14 protein-coding genes are annotated in these 14,537 nt (G+C 69.0%); 9 read left to right on the plus strand and 5 right to left on the minus strand.

Annotated elements, in window-relative coordinates:
* Window positions 1-487: 487 nt before the first annotated feature.
* From KHC28_RS22440 to KHC28_RS22450, 3 genes are all read left to right on the plus strand, one after another.
* Complete coding sequence (locus KHC28_RS22440; RefSeq protein ID WP_214010576.1) at window positions 488-3,184, plus strand: tetratricopeptide repeat protein; 2,697 nt, start codon at window positions 488-490, stop codon at window positions 3,182-3,184.
* A 127-nt stretch (window positions 3,185-3,311) separates the two neighbouring features.
* Entirely contained in the window at window positions 3,312-3,752 is a 441-nt protein-coding gene (locus tag KHC28_RS22445; RefSeq protein ID WP_214010577.1) for a L,D-transpeptidase, read from the plus strand.
* 85 nt (window positions 3,753-3,837) lie between these two features.
* Entirely contained in the window at window positions 3,838-5,028 is a 1,191-nt protein-coding gene (locus KHC28_RS22450; protein ID WP_214010578.1) for a GGDEF domain-containing protein, read from the plus strand.
* Here KHC28_RS22450 and KHC28_RS22455 read toward each other — a convergent pair.
* A complete protein-coding gene (locus tag KHC28_RS22455; RefSeq protein WP_214010579.1) occupies window positions 5,000-6,610 on the minus strand; it encodes a peptide chain release factor 3 in 1,611 nt (536 codons plus the stop codon). The genes KHC28_RS22450 and KHC28_RS22455 overlap by 29 nt on opposite strands.
* A gap of 202 nt (window positions 6,611-6,812) precedes the next feature.
* Between KHC28_RS22455 and KHC28_RS22460 the strand changes: the two genes are divergently transcribed.
* Window positions 6,813-7,103 carry a putative quinol monooxygenase gene (locus tag KHC28_RS22460; protein WP_214010580.1) on the plus strand — a complete coding sequence of 97 codons (291 nt, stop codon included), beginning with the start codon at window positions 6,813-6,815 and terminating at the stop codon, window positions 7,101-7,103.
* Window positions 7,104-7,177: 74 nt separating this feature from the next.
* Here the strand turns inward: KHC28_RS22460 and KHC28_RS22465 are convergent, their stop codons facing one another.
* The 4 genes from KHC28_RS22465 to KHC28_RS22480 form a co-directional block, all read right to left on the minus strand.
* The gene (locus KHC28_RS22465) at window positions 7,178-7,528 is read right to left on the minus strand and encodes an ArsC family reductase (protein ID WP_214010581.1); all 351 of its coding nucleotides are present in this window, start codon (window positions 7,526-7,528) and stop codon (window positions 7,178-7,180) included.
* 32 nt (window positions 7,529-7,560) lie between these two features.
* Complete coding sequence (locus KHC28_RS22470; protein WP_214010582.1) at window positions 7,561-8,382, minus strand: FAD binding domain-containing protein; 822 nt, start codon at window positions 8,380-8,382, stop codon at window positions 7,561-7,563.
* Between the two features lie 10 nt (window positions 8,383-8,392).
* A complete protein-coding gene (locus KHC28_RS22475) occupies window positions 8,393-8,890 on the minus strand; it encodes a (2Fe-2S)-binding protein (protein WP_214010583.1) in 498 nt (165 codons plus the stop codon).
* Window positions 8,891-8,995: 105 nt separating this feature from the next.
* Window positions 8,996-9,472 carry an SRPBCC family protein gene (locus tag KHC28_RS22480; protein ID WP_214010584.1) on the minus strand — a complete coding sequence of 159 codons (477 nt, stop codon included), beginning with the start codon at window positions 9,470-9,472 and terminating at the stop codon, window positions 8,996-8,998.
* Between the two features lie 421 nt (window positions 9,473-9,893).
* Here KHC28_RS22480 and KHC28_RS22485 point away from each other — a divergent pair, with 421 nt between their 5' ends.
* The 5 genes from KHC28_RS22485 (at window position 9,894) to KHC28_RS22505 (ending at window position 14,531) form a co-directional block, all read left to right on the plus strand.
* Entirely contained in the window at window positions 9,894-11,129 is a 1,236-nt protein-coding gene (locus tag KHC28_RS22485) for an amino acid ABC transporter substrate-binding protein (protein WP_214010585.1), read from the plus strand.
* A gap of 115 nt (window positions 11,130-11,244) precedes the next feature.
* Window positions 11,245-12,108: a branched-chain amino acid ABC transporter permease gene (locus tag KHC28_RS22490; RefSeq protein WP_214010586.1), complete on the plus strand. Its 864-nt coding sequence runs from the start codon at window positions 11,245-11,247 to the stop codon at window positions 12,106-12,108.
* Entirely contained in the window at window positions 12,105-13,052 is a 948-nt protein-coding gene (locus KHC28_RS22495; RefSeq protein WP_214010587.1) for a branched-chain amino acid ABC transporter permease, read from the plus strand. Before KHC28_RS22490 ends, KHC28_RS22495 begins: the two co-directional genes overlap by 4 nt.
* Complete coding sequence (locus KHC28_RS22500; protein ID WP_214010588.1) at window positions 13,049-13,822, plus strand: ABC transporter ATP-binding protein; 774 nt, start codon at window positions 13,049-13,051, stop codon at window positions 13,820-13,822. The genes KHC28_RS22495 and KHC28_RS22500 overlap by 4 nt, the downstream gene beginning before the upstream one ends.
* A complete protein-coding gene (locus tag KHC28_RS22505; RefSeq protein ID WP_214010589.1) occupies window positions 13,815-14,531 on the plus strand; it encodes an ABC transporter ATP-binding protein in 717 nt (238 codons plus the stop codon). Before KHC28_RS22500 ends, KHC28_RS22505 begins: the two co-directional genes overlap by 8 nt.
* Window positions 14,532-14,537 lie beyond the last annotated feature (6 nt).

Here is a 14,537-nt window from a genome sequence, read left to right on the forward strand (position 1 = left end):
TGGCGGCCGCAGGAAAATCCACCTAGCGCGAACGCATAGCCATCGGCTCATCGCGACCGCCCGCCGCGCAGACCTCGAACACCTCGATGCGCCGCAAATATTAGCCAATATTGTGCCGGACGATGCCTTGCCGCCGAGGCAGCAGACCGGCGGCGCGACACGCCCGAGACGCTCGCGCGCAGGGCCTCTTACATGCCTCGCGCCCGTCCCGCGCGCCGATTATTGGAGCGATGCCGTGGCGCTTTGACCTTGAAACGCCACACTACACGGGTTAACCACACAACTTCGTTGAAGCTGCCGTGCCTGAGCGTCTCGAGAGAGATACCGGAGCGTGCGCGCCAAGACCGACGCCCGACGGTGGCACGGATCCGCATCCCGGAAGGGGTGCTGCCGTGCCCGTCGCGGCGGGCGTGACCGCCCTTCCCGCCGGACGCCGGGGCACTTCGCGCGCGGCTTGCCGACCCGAAACACCAGTGCAGGTGACGCGATGACGTCCGAGTCCACCGACCGGTTCAGCAAGGCCAAGGCGCTCGCCGCCGCCGGCAAGAACGATCAAGCCGAAGCCCTTCTGCGCAAGACGCTGGAATCCCATCCGCAGCAGGAAAAATCGCTGGTGCTGCTCGCCGATCTGCGGCGCAAGGCCGGCGACCGCAACGAGGCCCGGGCACTGTTCCAGCGGGCATGGGCCGCCGGCAACCGGGACCCGAGAGTGGGACACCGCTACGCCAAGCTGCTGATGCTGATGAGGCAGCCCGACGAAGCCGAAACGGTGCTGCGGCAATTGCTCGAGGTCACCCCCGAACACGCGGAATCGCGCCTGCAGCTGGTCGGGCTGCGTCGGCGGCAGCGCGACGTCGCCGATGCCGACGCGCTGCTCGAACAGGGCTGGTCGCTGCGTCCCGGCGAACCGCTGATCGCCCTCGCCCTCGCCGACCGATTCCTGGCGAAGAAGCAGCTGCCGGAAGCCGAGGCCGTGCTGCGCCAGGCGCTGGAGGGCGCGCCGAAGCAGGTCGACGTGCTGGCGAAGCTCGCCGAGCTGCGGCGGCGGCAGGACGATCCGGCAGAGGCGGAAGCCCTGCTGCGTCGTGCCTGGACCGTTCAGCCCGCCGCGGCCGCCGTCGCCCTCGACCTCGCCAAGCTGATGATTCGCGGCAAGCGCACCGACGACGCCGAAACCGTCCTGCGCCAGACATTGGAGGCCGCCCCGGGCGAGACCGAAGTCCGGCTGCAGCTCGCCGAGCTGCGGCGGCGGGACGACCGGACCGAGGCGGAGGCGCTGCTGCGCGAGGCATGGAGCGCCCAGCCCGGCACCACCGCCATCGCCCTCGACCTGGTGAAGCTGCTGCTGCTCGACCAGCGAACGGAAGAAGCCGAGGCTGTCCTGCAGCGCAGCCTGGAGAGTACCCCGAACGAGCTCGACCTCCGCCTGCAGCTCGCCACCCTGCTGCGGCGGCGCGGAAGCGTGGCGGAGGCCGAAGCCGTGCTCCGCCAGGGCTGGGCCCTGCAGCCCGACGCCGTCATCTTCGTGCTCGAACTCTCGAGGACGTTCCTGTTCGCCGGGCAGACGGAACAGGCCCGCACCGTGTTGCTGGAAGGGCTGGAGTCGCTGCCCGAGCATCCCGAGCTGCTGCTGGCGCTGGGACACCGGCAGGCGGTGGAAGGTCACGAAGAAGACGCCGTCGCGACGTTCAAGCGCGCCATCGCGACGCCGGAATCACCGGCGGAGGCCTGGATCGGGCTGGCCAACACATTGGGGCGCCAGATCTCCGCCCGGCAGACGCTGGAAATACTGGTGCAGGCGCTGGCCGCCAAGAAGGACGACCCGGCCATTCATTGCGCGCTGGGCCATCATCTCCTGTCGATGGGCTACATCACGGAAGCCGAGCAGCTGGTCGCCGCCGCGGTCGGCCGGTTCTCCGGCGACGCGAATCTCGCCGCGCTGGCCGTCATGCTCGCCACGCTGCGCGGACGTTATGACGAGGCCCACGCCACCCTGGAGGCGATGCCCGAGAAGAAGCGGCCGGACCAGCGGCTCAAGACGCGGATGGCCGCAGGACTGCTGAAGGCGCAATGGCGGGTCGACGAGGCGCTCGACGTCTTCCGGCAGCCGGACATGCGGGAACTGGACGGGCAGGAATACCGAACCCTGTCGTCGATCCAGCTGATGGCGCTCGACGTCGCCGGCGCCCGGCAGAGCATCGGCCACTCGCACCGCCTGATCCGGCGGCTTCAGGGCCGCAATGTCTCGCGCGGGCTCACCGGCGAGATCGTCAACGACTTCTGGACCGACGCGCAGGCCCTCGCCGCCGCGCAGGAGGCCCGCAAGCGCGGCTCCCTGCGGCAATGGGTCGAGACCGTCAACGCGAACCGGCATCATACCGGCTGCGCCCTCGGCTTCCTCATCCATCTGCGGCAGACTGGCTTCCTCGACGAGAAGCCCGTCCATCCCGACCACCGGCCCATCCCGCGCCATATCCACCAGTTCTGGGACACGCCGGAGCTCCCCGACGACGTCGCCGCGCTGATGGGCAGCTGGCGCGGGCGCAACCCCGAATGGGGATACACCCGGCACACCCTCGCCTCGGCGCGGGAATGGGTCCAGCACTACCCTGACGAGCGTCTGCTGCGCGCCTTCCGGCACATGCCGGCCATCGCCGGCAAGGCCGACCTGCTGCGCCTCGCCATCCTCCATGTCGAGGGCGGCGTCTATGCCGATGCCGACGACCGCTGCCTCGCCCCGCTCGACCCGTTCCTGGCCGGGCACGACATGGTGCTGCGGCAGGAGCATTACGGCACCATCGGCAACAATTTCCTCGCCGTGCGGCCCGGCCATCCGGTCATCGGGCAGGCGCTGGAGGAGGCGATCACCTCGGTGTTGCGCGGCGACCGCGAATCCATCTGGCTGTCGAGCGGGCCCGGCCTCATCACCCGCGTGCTGGCTTCCTATCTCGTCGACGACCCGCGCCGGCTGGAGACGCTCGGCCGCGAGATCCTGGTGTGCGACCAGCCGCGCATCACCCATTTCTGCGCCTCGGGATGCCGGGCCTCCTACAAGAGCTCGGAACGCTACTGGCAGGCCGGCGAGTTCAACACCCTGCCGCAGACGGCGCAGCGCCCGTCCGGCTCCCCCGCCGCCCTGGCGATGGCGGCACCGGCCGCCGATCCGGCGGTCTCGCCCGCCTGAGCGCGGTACCGCCGGCGGTTGCGCCGGTGGCCGCACCGCCGACCATGCGTAGCAACCACACTGCCGCCGCACGCGACGCCATGGCAGAGTGACCTTTCGAGGTCGCTCCTCCGGGGGTGCGGGACAGATGAAACCGGTGCTCGCCGCGCTGCTCGGCGCACTGACGCTCTGCATGGGCCTGCCGGGCCTGGCATCGCCTGCCAGGGCCAGCGGCGTGGTCGCCTATGTCGATATCGGCGCGCAGCGGATGGATGTGTGGGTAGCCGGCGCGCGGCAGTTCAGCTGGCCGGTCTCCACCGCGCGCCGCGGCTACCTTACCCCGACCGGCAGCTTCCGCCCCCAGCGCACGCACCAGCGCTACTTCTCGCGCAAATATGACAACGCGCCGATGCCCTATGCGGTGTTCTTCCATCGCGGCTGGGCGATCCACGGCACCAACGACCTCAACCGGCTCGGGCGCCCGGCCTCGCATGGCTGCATCCGCCTTTCCCCCGGCCATGCCGCGACCTTCTACCGGCTGGTCGGCGCCCATGGCCGCGCCGGTACGCGCATCGTGATCACCCGCTGAGGGCCGGCTGCCAAAGGACTGCGGAAGATGCTAGCGTGCCATTGCCGGCGGCGGGGCTCGACGCGTGGCGGTCCCTGGGAAGGTCATGCTGCTCGACTATTCTTCGCTGCTCGTCTCGGCCGGCTTTTCCACTCTCTGCGTGACGGCCCTGTTCTTCGGAGCCTGGGTAAGCACCCGCAGCGACGGGTTCCTGCTCACCTGCTCCATCGCCGTCGCCTTTATCGTCGGCACGCTCGCTCTCTATCGCTTCTATTTCATCGAACCGACGCCGGCCCGGCTGGCGATGGCCTTCGCCCCCATGCTCGCCGGTCTTTCGTTGCTCTATGGCGCCGCCCATCAGTTCCGCCGCCGCATATCGCCCATCCGGCCCGCGCTGCTCGGCGCGCTGACGCTGCCCATAGCCCTGCCGCCAGCGGCACTGGGTTATGACGGCATCGGCCTTGGCCTGATCAACCTGTGTGCCGGCGGGCTGCTGATCGCCACCGCCCGCGAATACTGGAAGGGCCGGCGGGAAGCGCGCATCGCCATTGCCGGGCTCTGCCTGTTCTATCTGCTGGTCGCGGTCTCCTTCCTGCTCTGCACGCTGGCGCTGGCGATCGAGGGCAACGCCGTGCTGACCGGCCCGCCGTCGAACTGGGCGGAGGACCTCAACATCCTCACGGTGATCGTCGCGGTGCCGGGCATCGGCGCGATCACGCTGGCCCTCAAGCAGGCCCGCCTCGCGCAGGCGCACAAGCACGACGCCATGACCGATCCGCTGACAGGCCTGCTCAACCGCCGGGCGCTGTTCGACATGGTCGAGGCCATGGCGATGGGCAGCGAGATGGCCGTCATCGTCTTCGACCTCGACCGCTTCAAGGTGGTCAACGACACCTACGGCCATGCGGTCGGCGACAGGGTGCTGGTGCATTTCGCCCGCGCGCTGCGCCAGCACCTGCGCAAGGGCCAGCTGGCCGCCCGGCTCGGCGGCGAGGAATTCGCGCTGGTGCTGAGCGATACCGGGCCGGACACCGCGCTCGCCCATGCCGAGGCGGTGCGGGCGAGCTTCACGAAGTCGGTGCAGGCCGCGAAAGGGTTCACCTGCACGGTGAGCGCCGGCATCGCCTTCGGCCGCACCGACGCCGGTCCGTTCGAGGCGACGCTGAACGCCGCCGACCAGATGCTCTATCGCGCCAAGCGCTCCGGCCGCGACCGGGCGGTGGTCGACGGCCTCGTTTCCGGCTGGCCGGAGTCGCAGCAGGCCCTGTTCACGCAGCCTTCTTCTTCACGTCCTTGATGTCGGTGAAGACGATGCCCGGCCAGCGGTCGCCGGTATAGCCGACCATGAAGGCGGACGGGGCGAGGAACACCGGGTCGCCGTCGAGGTCCTCCGCCATGGAGGAGCGGTTGGCGGTGGAGAAATCCTCGAGCTTCTTGGCTTCCTCGCACGACACCCAGCGCGCCAGCTGGAATTCCGACATGTCGAAGCCGACCTCGAGGCCGTATTCGGCGTCGAGCCGGTTCTTCAGCACGTCGAGCTGCAGCGGCCCGACCACGCCGACCAGCGCCGGCGAGCCGTCATTGGGACGGAACACCTGCACCACGCCTTCCTCGGCCATTTCCTGCAGTGCCTGCTTCAGCTTCTTGGCCTTCATGGCGTCAGGCAGCTTCACCCGGCGCAGGATTTCCGGCGCGAAGCTCGGCACGCCGACGAAGTTGAGCTCCTCGCCCTCGGTCAGCGTGTCGCCGATGCGCAGATTGCCGTGGTTGGGGATGCCCACCACGTCGCCGGCATAAGCTTCCTCCGCCAGCTGGCGGTCCTGCGCGAAGAAGAACTGCGGCGTGGCGAGGCTCATCGGCTTGCCGGTGCGTACCAGCTTGGCCTTCATGCCGCGCGTCAGCTTGCCCGAGCACAGCCGCGCGAAGGCGATGCGGTCGCGGTGGTTCGGGTCCATGTTCGCCTGGATCTTGAACACGAAGGCCGACATGCGCGGCTCCTCGGCCTCGACCCGGCGCTTGTCGGCATCCTGCGCACGCGGCGGCGGGGCATATTTGCCGAGGCCTTCCAGGAGGTCGCCGACGCCGAAATTGCGCAGCGCCGAGCCGAAATAGACCGGAGTCAGATGGCCTTCGAGGAAGCTGTCGAGCTCGAACGGGTTGCAGCCCTCGCGCACCAGACCGAGTTCCTCGGCGAGCGCCGCCTCGTCGAGCGATTTGTTCAGCGCCGCGATGGTCGCCATGCTCATGTCGCGCAAGGGGCCGGTCTTGCCCTCGTCGCCGTCGAGCAGCCGCATGCCGCCGGTGGCGATGTCCATGGTGCCGACGAAATCGCGCCCGCGTCCCACCGGCCAGGTCATCGGCGTGGTGTCGAGCGCCAGCGTCTTCTCGATCTCGTCGAGGATCTCGAACGGATCGCGGCTCTCGCGGTCCATCTTGTTGATGAAGGTGATGATCGGGATGTCGCGCAGCCGGCAGACCTCGAGCAGCTTGCGCGTGCGCGCCTCGATGCCCTTGGCCGCGTCGATCACCATCACCGCCGCGTCGACGGCGGTCAGCGTGCGATAGGTATCTTCCGAGAAGTCCTCATGGCCCGGCGTGTCCAGCAGGTTGAACACATGGCCGTCGAACTCGAAGGTCATCACCGAGGTGGCGACCGAGATGCCGCGTTCGCGCTCGATCGCCATCCAGTCCGAGCGGGTGGAGCGGCGGTCCTTCTTGGCGCGCACCTGGCCGGCGAGCTGGATCGCGCCGCCGAACAGCAGCAGCTTTTCGGTCAGCGTGGTCTTGCCGGCGTCCGGGTGCGAGATGATCGCAAAGGTGCGCCGGCGCGCGACTTCGAGCGCGATGGGCGAGGCGGCGGAGTTGGAGAGCGCGTTCATGCGCGCCGATGTGGCAGGGATGGCGCGGCTTATCAAGAGGCGGCGCACCTCGCCGGCCCGTTCATCGGGCCGACGGGCCTGTTCCGGGCTGCCGACAGGGCTTCCGGCGGCCCGGCCGACCCGCTATTCCTCGCGCGTATCGGATTGGCGCGTATCGGACGGGCACCGGTCATCCTTATGTCGCGTCCAGGGAGATCCCGTCATGTATGGCCTGATCGGCAGGATGATCGCCGCCCCCGGCAAGCGCGAGGAACTGCTCGGCATCCTCCTCGCCGACATCCCGCCCATGCCGGGATGTCTCAGCTATGTCATCGCCCGCGATCCCGCGCATGACGACGCGCTCTGGATCACCGAGGCGTGGGACAGCCGGGACAGCCATCAGGCCTCGCTCGCCCTGCCGGGCGTGCAGGCCGCGATCGCCAAAGCCCGCCCTCTTATCGCCGGCTTCGACAACCGGCACGAAACCGAGCCGGTGGGCGGCTTCGGGCTTTAGATCGCCGAGCCGGGGAAGCTTCCCCGTCCGGTCGGGGAGAGCGTCACGGTTACACCCGCGGCGGCTTCCGGTCGCTACTTGCCAAATTCGGACGCATAGATCTCCGGCTTGAAGCCGACGATCAGCTTTCCGCCGGCCTCCAGCACCGGGCGCTTGATCATCGAGGGCTGCGCCAGCATCAGCGCCATCGCCTTCTGCGCGTCGAGCCCCTGCTTGTCGGCGTCGGGAAGCGCGCGGAAGGTGGTACCGGCGCGGTTCAGCAGCACCTCCCAGCCGAGCTCCTTCACCCAGCCGGCAAGCCGCTCGGGCTCGACGCCCACCGCCTTGTAGTCGTGGAAGCCGTAGGCGACGCCATGCGCCTCCAGCCAGGCGCGCGCCTTCTTCATGGTGTCGCAGTTCTTGATGCCGTAGATCGTCGCGGCCATGGCGCGTTCCTCCTCGAATGATGCGAGGCGGTCTACCGCGCCGCGGCCAGACCCGCCACCGCCCGCTTCGCCATCACCGCGACCAGCTGGGCGCGATAGGCGCCGGAGCCGTGAATGTCGGCGATCATGTCGTCGGCCTCCGGCCTGAGGCCGGCGAGCGCGCTGGGCGAGAACTCCGCCACCAGCGCCGCCTCGGCCTCCGCCCAGCGGAACACGCCGCCCTGGCTGGCGCCGGTAACCGCGACGCGCACCTCCGGGGTTTCGGCATCTCCTTGGCCCCGCCAGACGAAGACGCCGGCCATGGCGTAGCGCGAGGCGGGGTTGGGGTATTTCTCGTAAGTTCCCTCGCCGCCGAGCGGGAAGCGCACGGCGGTGACGAGCTCACCCGGCTCCAGCGCCGTCTCGAACAGGCCGGTGAAGAAGGCGCCGGCCGGCAGCTCGCGACGGTCGGTGACGATGACGGCGTCGAGCGCCAGACAGGCGGCGGGGTAATCGGCGGACGGATCATTATTGGCGACCGAGCCGCCGAGCGTGCCGCGATTGCGCACCGCCGGATCGCCGATCAGCCCGGCCAGCGCCGCCAGCGCCGGCAGGTGGGCGGCAACCAATGGCGAGGTCGCCACCTCGACATGGCGGGTCATGGCGCCGATGACGAGGGCACCATCGGCGAGCGCGATGCCCTTGAGCGCCGCGAGGCGCGACAGGTCGACGAGATCGGACGGGCTTGCGAGGCGCTGCTTCAGCGTCGGGATCAGCGTCTGGCCGCCGGCGAGCGGCTTGGCTTCCTCCGAGCCGGCAAGCGTGGCCAGCGCCTCGGCGAGGTCGGTGGGACGGCTATAGGCGAAGGCGAACATGACCCGCTCCTCACTCGGCCGCGACGGCGGGGGCGGTCACGCCGCCCATGGCGAGCGCGCCGGCCTGAATGGCTTTCACGATGTTGTGGTAGCCGGTGCAGCGGCAGAGATTGCCCTCCAGCTCGGCACGCACCGTCGCTTCGTCGAGATGCGGGCCGAGGCGGCGCACCATGTCGATGCCGGCGACGATCATGCCGGGCGTACAGAAGCCGCATTGCAGGCCGTGATGCTCACGGAACGCCGCCTGCATCGGGTGCAGCGCCTCGCCCGCCGCCAGCCCCTCGACGGTGACGACCTCGGTGCCCTCGGCCTGCACCGCCAGCACCGTGCAGGCCTTGATCGCCTCGCCGTCGATCAGCACGTTGCACGCGCCACACTGGCTGGTGTCGCAGCCGACATGGGTGCCGGTGAGCCGCAGATCGTCGCGGATCAGCTGCACCAGCAAGGTGCGCTCGTCGACGGCGGCGCGCACCGGCGCGCCGTTGATGGTCAAAGTCAGGTCTCGCATCGAACCTCTCCCGGATTCAGGCGACGCTGGCTGGCAGGCAGGCACGCGGAATTCGTAACCACGCAGAACTCGTGGGCGCGCAGAACGTGTAGGCACGCGGCAGGATCAGGCCTCGCTCGCCGCTCCCTCGGCGGGTTCGGCCTCCGGCGCCACCACCGCCGCGAAGGCGGTGAAGAACTCGCCGGTCAGCTTCTTCACCGTGCCGTCGATCAGCCGGGCGCCGAGCTGGGCGATCTTGCCGCCGACCTTGGCCTCGGTCTGATAGGTCAGCACCGTCTCGTCGCCCTCTTCGTCGAGGCGCACCAGCGAGGAGCCCTTGGCGAAGCCGGCCACCCCGCCCTGCCCCTCGCCGACGATGCGGCAGGAGGCCGGCGGGTCGAGCTCGGTCAGCGTCACATTGCCGGCGAAGGAGACTTTCATCGGCCCGATCTTCAGCACCATCCTGGCGGTGAACTCGGTCGGCGAGACCCGCACCACCTCCTGGCAGCCGGGCGTGCACTGCCGCAGCACCTCGGGATCGTTGAGCGCCGCCCAGATGGCGCTGCGGGGGGCCTTGATGCGGTGCGAGCCGGAAAATTCCATGAAGTCACCTGAAGACTTAAGTCACCTGAAACGAGGACACCGGCCGCGAGGCCGACGGAGAGGCAGGACGTGCCGCGCGCCCGGTCGGATCGGCGCAGCGGCAGCGGCGGCGCCGGCGCTCCGGCGAGCAACGACCATGCCATGCCCGCGACGACGCCGTCCATGGCGGGACAGGCCGGGTCGGCAGTGGGAACTGCCGTCAGGACAGGCAGCGGCCGCATAAAATTCGCGCACACTTAAGTTACGTTACGGATTGAGGAATCCACCTCGATTGGTATGGTCACATAGCACACCATACCATCAGGTCGGAAGCCGGCTTTTCCTCCGATCGCGCCGCGCATGAATGCCCGTCGATCCGGGCACGGCCCTGCGGGCCCACGCCGTCCAGAGAACTCACGGTCCAGAGCACAGGAACAGGCACATGTTCGAACGAGACTCCCGCCGCACCTCCTCCCCGCGCCGCAGCGGCCTTCTGGCCGCGGCGCTGCTCGCCGCGCTGGCCGGCACGGCCGCCGCCCCGGCGCTGGCGCAGGAGACGATCAAGATCGGCGCGCCGCTGGCGCTGACCGGCGGCCTCGCCGACGAGGGCCACAAGCAGGATCTCGTCTGGAAGATGTGGGTCGAGAAGGTGAACGCCGCCGGCGGGCTGAAGGTCGGCGACAAGACCATGAAGGTCGAGTTGATCGAGTACGACTACCAGTCGGAAGGCCAGCGCGCCTCGCAGCTCGCCGAGAAGCTGATCAACGACGACAAGGTGCAGTTCCTGTTCGCGCCGTTCGGCTCGGGCCACACCAAGATCGTCGGCGGCGTCGGCGAGCGCTACCAGGTGCCGACCATCGCCTGCGTCGCCTCCTCCGAGAGCGTGTTCGACCAGAGCCTGAAGCACCTGTTCGGCACGCTGTCGCCGAATGGCGGCATGACCACCGCCATGGTGAAGATGTTCAAGGAGAAGTTCCCGGACACCAAGACCATCGCCGTGCTGGGCCGCGACGACGTGTTCCCCAAGTCCATGGCCGAGGGCATCGCCAAGGCGGCGGAAGCGCAGGGCCTGACGGTCGCCTATAAGGAGCTCTATCCGGTCGGCACCATGGACCACGCCGCGGCGCTGTCCTCGATCAAGGCGGCCAAGCCCGACTGGATCTACATCACCGGCTACACCCAGGACCTGATCCTCGCCCGCAAGCAGATGCAGGACCTCGGCGTCACCGCGCCGATCGTCACCATGGTCACCGGCCCGTCCTACAAGGAATACACCGAGGGCCTCGGCAAGCTCGCCAACGGCATCACCTCGTCGAGCTGGTGGCACCACGCCACCAACTACACCGGCCAGGGCGTGTGGCCGGCGACGGCGGACTTCTACAAGGACTTCCAGGCCAAGACCAACGGCGCCGATCCGGACTATGTGCACGGCTCCTGCGCCGCCGCCGGCGAGGTGATCGCCGACGCGCTGGCCCGCACCGGCTCGCTCGACAAGGCCAAGCTGCGCGACGCCATCGCGGCCACCGACATCCAGACCTTCTACGGCCCGATCAAGTTCGGCCCGACCGGCATGAACCTGCCGCGCGAGCTGCCGATCATCCAGGTGCAGGACGAGACCATCAAGGTGCTCGCCCCGGCGGACATCAAGAACGCCGACCTCATCGCCATGCCGAAATAAGGCGGCGCGCTGCAGCTTGCCGGCGGGCGCCCTGAGACCGGACCGGTCTCGCCCGCCGGCCCCTTGTCGCCTTCGCCCATCGAGGCGCGACGCGTCCACGGACGACCGGGACATCATGGCCATCTATTCGCAGATCCTTGCCAACGGGCTGATGCTGGGCGCGCTCTATGCCTGCCTCGCCGTCGGCTTCTCGCTGGTGTGGGGCGTGTTGAACGTGATCAACATGCTCCACGGCTCCTTCATCATCCTCGGCGGCTACCTCACCTATTTCGCCTGGCACAGCTGGGGCATCCACCCCGTGGTGATGCTGCCGGTGGTCGGCGCCTTCATGTTCGCGCTCGGCTACGCGCTGCAGAAGACGGTGATCAACCGCGTGGTCAGCGCCCCCGTGCTCACCACGCTGACGCTGACCTTCGGCCTCGACATGATCCTCTACAACGTCATGACCTACTGGTTCACGGCGACGCCGCGCCGGGTGCAGCTCGACCTCGGCTCGGTGAGCCTCGGGCCGGTGACGCTGCCGGTCGACCGCCTGGTCGGCACCGGGCTGGCGCTGGTCCTGACGCTGATGCTGTATTTGGTCATGCGCGGCTCCAATATCGGCCGCGCCATCGTCGCGGTGCGCATGGATCGCTCGGCCGCCGAGCTGATGGGCATCCGCACCGAGCGCATCTACGCCATCACCTTCGGCATCGGCGCGCTGATGGCCGGCGTCGCCGGCGTGGTGTTCGCGTCGGTGTTCCCGATCACCACCAACGTCACCGGCACCTATCTCGGCAAGGCCTTCGTGGTCTGCGTCGTCGGCGGCCTCGGCTCGGTGCCGGGTGCGCTGGTCGGCGGGCTGGTGCTCGGCCTCGTCGAAAGCCTCGCCGGCCACTGGTTCGGCCCGCAGCAGGCGATCACCGCCGGCTTCGTGCTGATGCTGGTGATCCTGCTCACCCGTCCCACCGGCCTCGTCGGCGTCAGGGGGTATGAATGAAATCCGGTCCCCTCGCCTACGCGCTCCTCGCCGCGGGCCTCCTCGTGCTGGCCTCGACGCCGCTCTGGGCCGACAATTACGTGGTGCGCACCGCCGCCATCGTCGCCATGTACGGTGCGCTCGCCACCTCCTGGAATTTCATCGGCGGCTTCACCGGCTACCCGTCCTTCTCCACCGCCGCCTTCTTCGGCCTCGGCTGCTATGTCGGCGCCATCTGCCAGCGCGCCGGCGTGCCGATGATGCTGGCCTGGCTGGTCGCCACGCTGATGGTCGGCGCCTTCGCCTGCCTGCTCGGGGCGATCATCCTGCGGCTGCGCGGGCATTATTTCGCCATCGGCTCCATCGCCGTGGTCGAGGTGTGCCGGCTCGTCGTCTCGTCCTGGTCGAGCCTGACCGGCGGCGGCGACGGGCTGAACCTGCCGCTGCTCACCTGGGCGCCGGAACAGGTGATGCGGTTCTTCCTGTTCGTGATGCTCGGCATCCTCGTCCTCAGCCTGATCGCCACCGCACTGGTCGATCGCGCGCGGCTCGGCTTCGGGCTGCGCTGCATCCACCAGAACGAGGACGCCGCCGCCATGGTCGGCATCAACACCACGCTCTACAAGGTGGCGGCCTACACGCTGTCGGCGGTGTTCTGCGCCGCCGCCGGGGCAGCCTATGCGTCATGGACCGGCTATATCGACCCGACCGAATCCTTCCAGATCCTGATGACGGTGAAGGTGCCGGTGATGGCCATGCTCGGCGGCGCCGGCACGCTGGCCGGCCCCTTCCTCGGCGCCGCCGCCTTCGTGCTGCTCGAAGAGGTGTTCTGGGCCAACTTCCTCGACTGGAACCGCGCCATTCTCGGCGTCGTCATCGTGCTGCTGGTGTTCTTCCTGCCCGGCGGGCTGCTCAGCCTCGCGCGCAAGGCGAAGGCCAAGGCGGGCTCGGGAGGCCCGGCATGAAGACGTCGCAAACCGCGGAGCCGATCCTCAGGCTGGAAGGCGTCTCCAAGACCTTCGGCGGGCTGAAGGCGCTCACCGACGTCTCCTTCGCGCTCACCCCCGGCGAGGTGGTCGGGCTGATCGGTCCGAACGGCGCCGGCAAGACCACGCTGGTCAACGTCGTCACCGGCAACCTGCCCCCCTCCTCGGGCAAGATCCTGTTCGAGGGCAAGGATGTCGCGGCGCAGAAGCCCTATGAGGCGGCGCGGCGCGGCCTCGCCCGCACCTTCCAGATCGTCCAGCCCTTCCCGCAGATGACCGTGCTGGAGAACGTCACCGCCGGTGCGCTGTTCGGCGGCGGCGCGGCCTCGGTGGGCGATGCCCGCGACATGGCGCGCGAGAGTCTCGACTTCGTCGGCCTCGCCCCGCTGGCCGACCGGCCGGCGGCACAGCTGGCGCTCGCCGCCCGCAAGCGGCTGGAACTGGCGAAAAGCCTCGCCATGGGCCCGAAGGTGCTGATGCTCGACGAGGTGAATGCCGGCCTCAACTCCTCCGAGATCGACGGCGCGCTGGCGCTGATCCGCAAGATCGCGGAGCGCGGCGTCACCGTGCTGATCATCGAGCACCTGATGAAGGTGGTGCTGTCGCTGTCGAAGCGCCTTCTGGTGCTGCACCACGGTCGGCTGATCGCCGACGGCCCGAGCGCCGAGATCGTCGCCGACGAGCGGGTCATCGAGGCCTATCTCGGCCACAAATTCGCGGCGCGCCTGAAGGAGCGGCACCATGGCTGAACCGCTGCTGGAACTCTCCGGCGTCACCTCCGGCTACGGCCAGATCCAGGTGCTGTGGGGCATGGACCTCGCGGTGCGTCAGGGCGAGGTGGTCGCCCTCGTCGGCTCCAACGGCGCCGGTAAGTCGACGCTGCTGCGCACCATCTCGGGGCAGTTGGCGCCGCGCGCGGGCACCATCCGCTTCGACGGCCGCGACATTGGCGGAGCGAGGCCCGACGCGGTGCTCACTGCCGGCATCGCCCATGTGCCGGAAGGGCGCCGGCTGTTCCGTGGCCTCACCGTGCGCGACAATTTGCTGCTCGGCGCCTATCTGCGCTCGGACAAGGACGACATCGCCCGTGACCTCGCCTTCGTGTTCGAGCTGTTCCCCATCCTCGCCGAGCGCCAGCGCCAGGACGCCACCACCCTGTCCGGGGGCGAGCAGCAGATGTGCGCGGTCGGACGCGGAATCATGTCGCGACCCAAGCTCTTGATGATCGACGAACTGTCGCTCGGCCTCTCCCCGCGCATGGTCGAGCATCTCGGCGAGGCGCTGGTGCAGCTCAACAAGGCCGGCCAGACCATCCTGCTGGTCGAACAGGACGTGATGACGGCGTTCGAACTCTCGCACCGGGCCTACATCGTCGAGAACGGCCGGGTCGCCCGCGCCGGCGCCTCCGTCGAACTTATGGCCGACCCGACGGTAGGTGAGGCCTACCTGTCGATTTAATGACTG

It is taken from the genome of Ancylobacter sonchi (assembly GCF_018390695.1).
GTDB classification, from domain to species: Bacteria; Pseudomonadota; Alphaproteobacteria; order Rhizobiales; family Xanthobacteraceae; genus Ancylobacter; species Ancylobacter sonchi.

Excerpts from the sequence above, each read along its gene's own strand:
- KHC28_RS22445 (WP_214010577.1), top strand. The coding sequence starts at position 3,312 with ATGAAACCGGTGCTCGCCGCGCTGCTCGGCGCACTGACGCTCTGCATG.
- KHC28_RS22450 (WP_214010578.1), top strand. The coding sequence starts at position 3,838 with ATGCTGCTCGACTATTCTTCGCTGCTCGTCTCGGCCGGCTTTTCCACT.
- KHC28_RS22490 (WP_214010586.1), top strand. The coding sequence starts at position 11,245 with ATGGCCATCTATTCGCAGATCCTTGCCAACGGGCTGATGCTGGGCGCG.
- KHC28_RS22460 (WP_214010580.1), top strand. The coding sequence starts at position 6,813 with ATGTATGGCCTGATCGGCAGGATGATCGCCGCCCCCGGCAAGCGCGAG.
- KHC28_RS22495 (WP_214010587.1), top strand. The coding sequence starts at position 12,105 with ATGAAATCCGGTCCCCTCGCCTACGCGCTCCTCGCCGCGGGCCTCCTC.
- KHC28_RS22465 (WP_214010581.1), bottom strand. The coding sequence starts at position 7,528 with ATGGCCGCGACGATCTACGGCATCAAGAACTGCGACACCATGAAGAAG.
- KHC28_RS22440 (WP_214010576.1), top strand. The coding sequence starts at position 488 with ATGACGTCCGAGTCCACCGACCGGTTCAGCAAGGCCAAGGCGCTCGCC.
- KHC28_RS22470 (WP_214010582.1), bottom strand. The coding sequence starts at position 8,382 with ATGTTCGCCTTCGCCTATAGCCGTCCCACCGACCTCGCCGAGGCGCTG.
- KHC28_RS22455 (WP_214010579.1), bottom strand. The coding sequence starts at position 6,610 with ATGAACGCGCTCTCCAACTCCGCCGCCTCGCCCATCGCGCTCGAAGTC.
- KHC28_RS22485 (WP_214010585.1), top strand. The coding sequence starts at position 9,894 with ATGTTCGAACGAGACTCCCGCCGCACCTCCTCCCCGCGCCGCAGCGGC.
- KHC28_RS22500 (WP_214010588.1), top strand. The coding sequence starts at position 13,049 with ATGAAGACGTCGCAAACCGCGGAGCCGATCCTCAGGCTGGAAGGCGTC.
- KHC28_RS22505 (WP_214010589.1), top strand. The coding sequence starts at position 13,815 with ATGGCTGAACCGCTGCTGGAACTCTCCGGCGTCACCTCCGGCTACGGC.
- KHC28_RS22475 (WP_214010583.1), bottom strand. The coding sequence starts at position 8,890 with ATGCGAGACCTGACTTTGACCATCAACGGCGCGCCGGTGCGCGCCGCC.
- KHC28_RS22480 (WP_214010584.1), bottom strand. The coding sequence starts at position 9,472 with ATGGAATTTTCCGGCTCGCACCGCATCAAGGCCCCCCGCAGCGCCATC.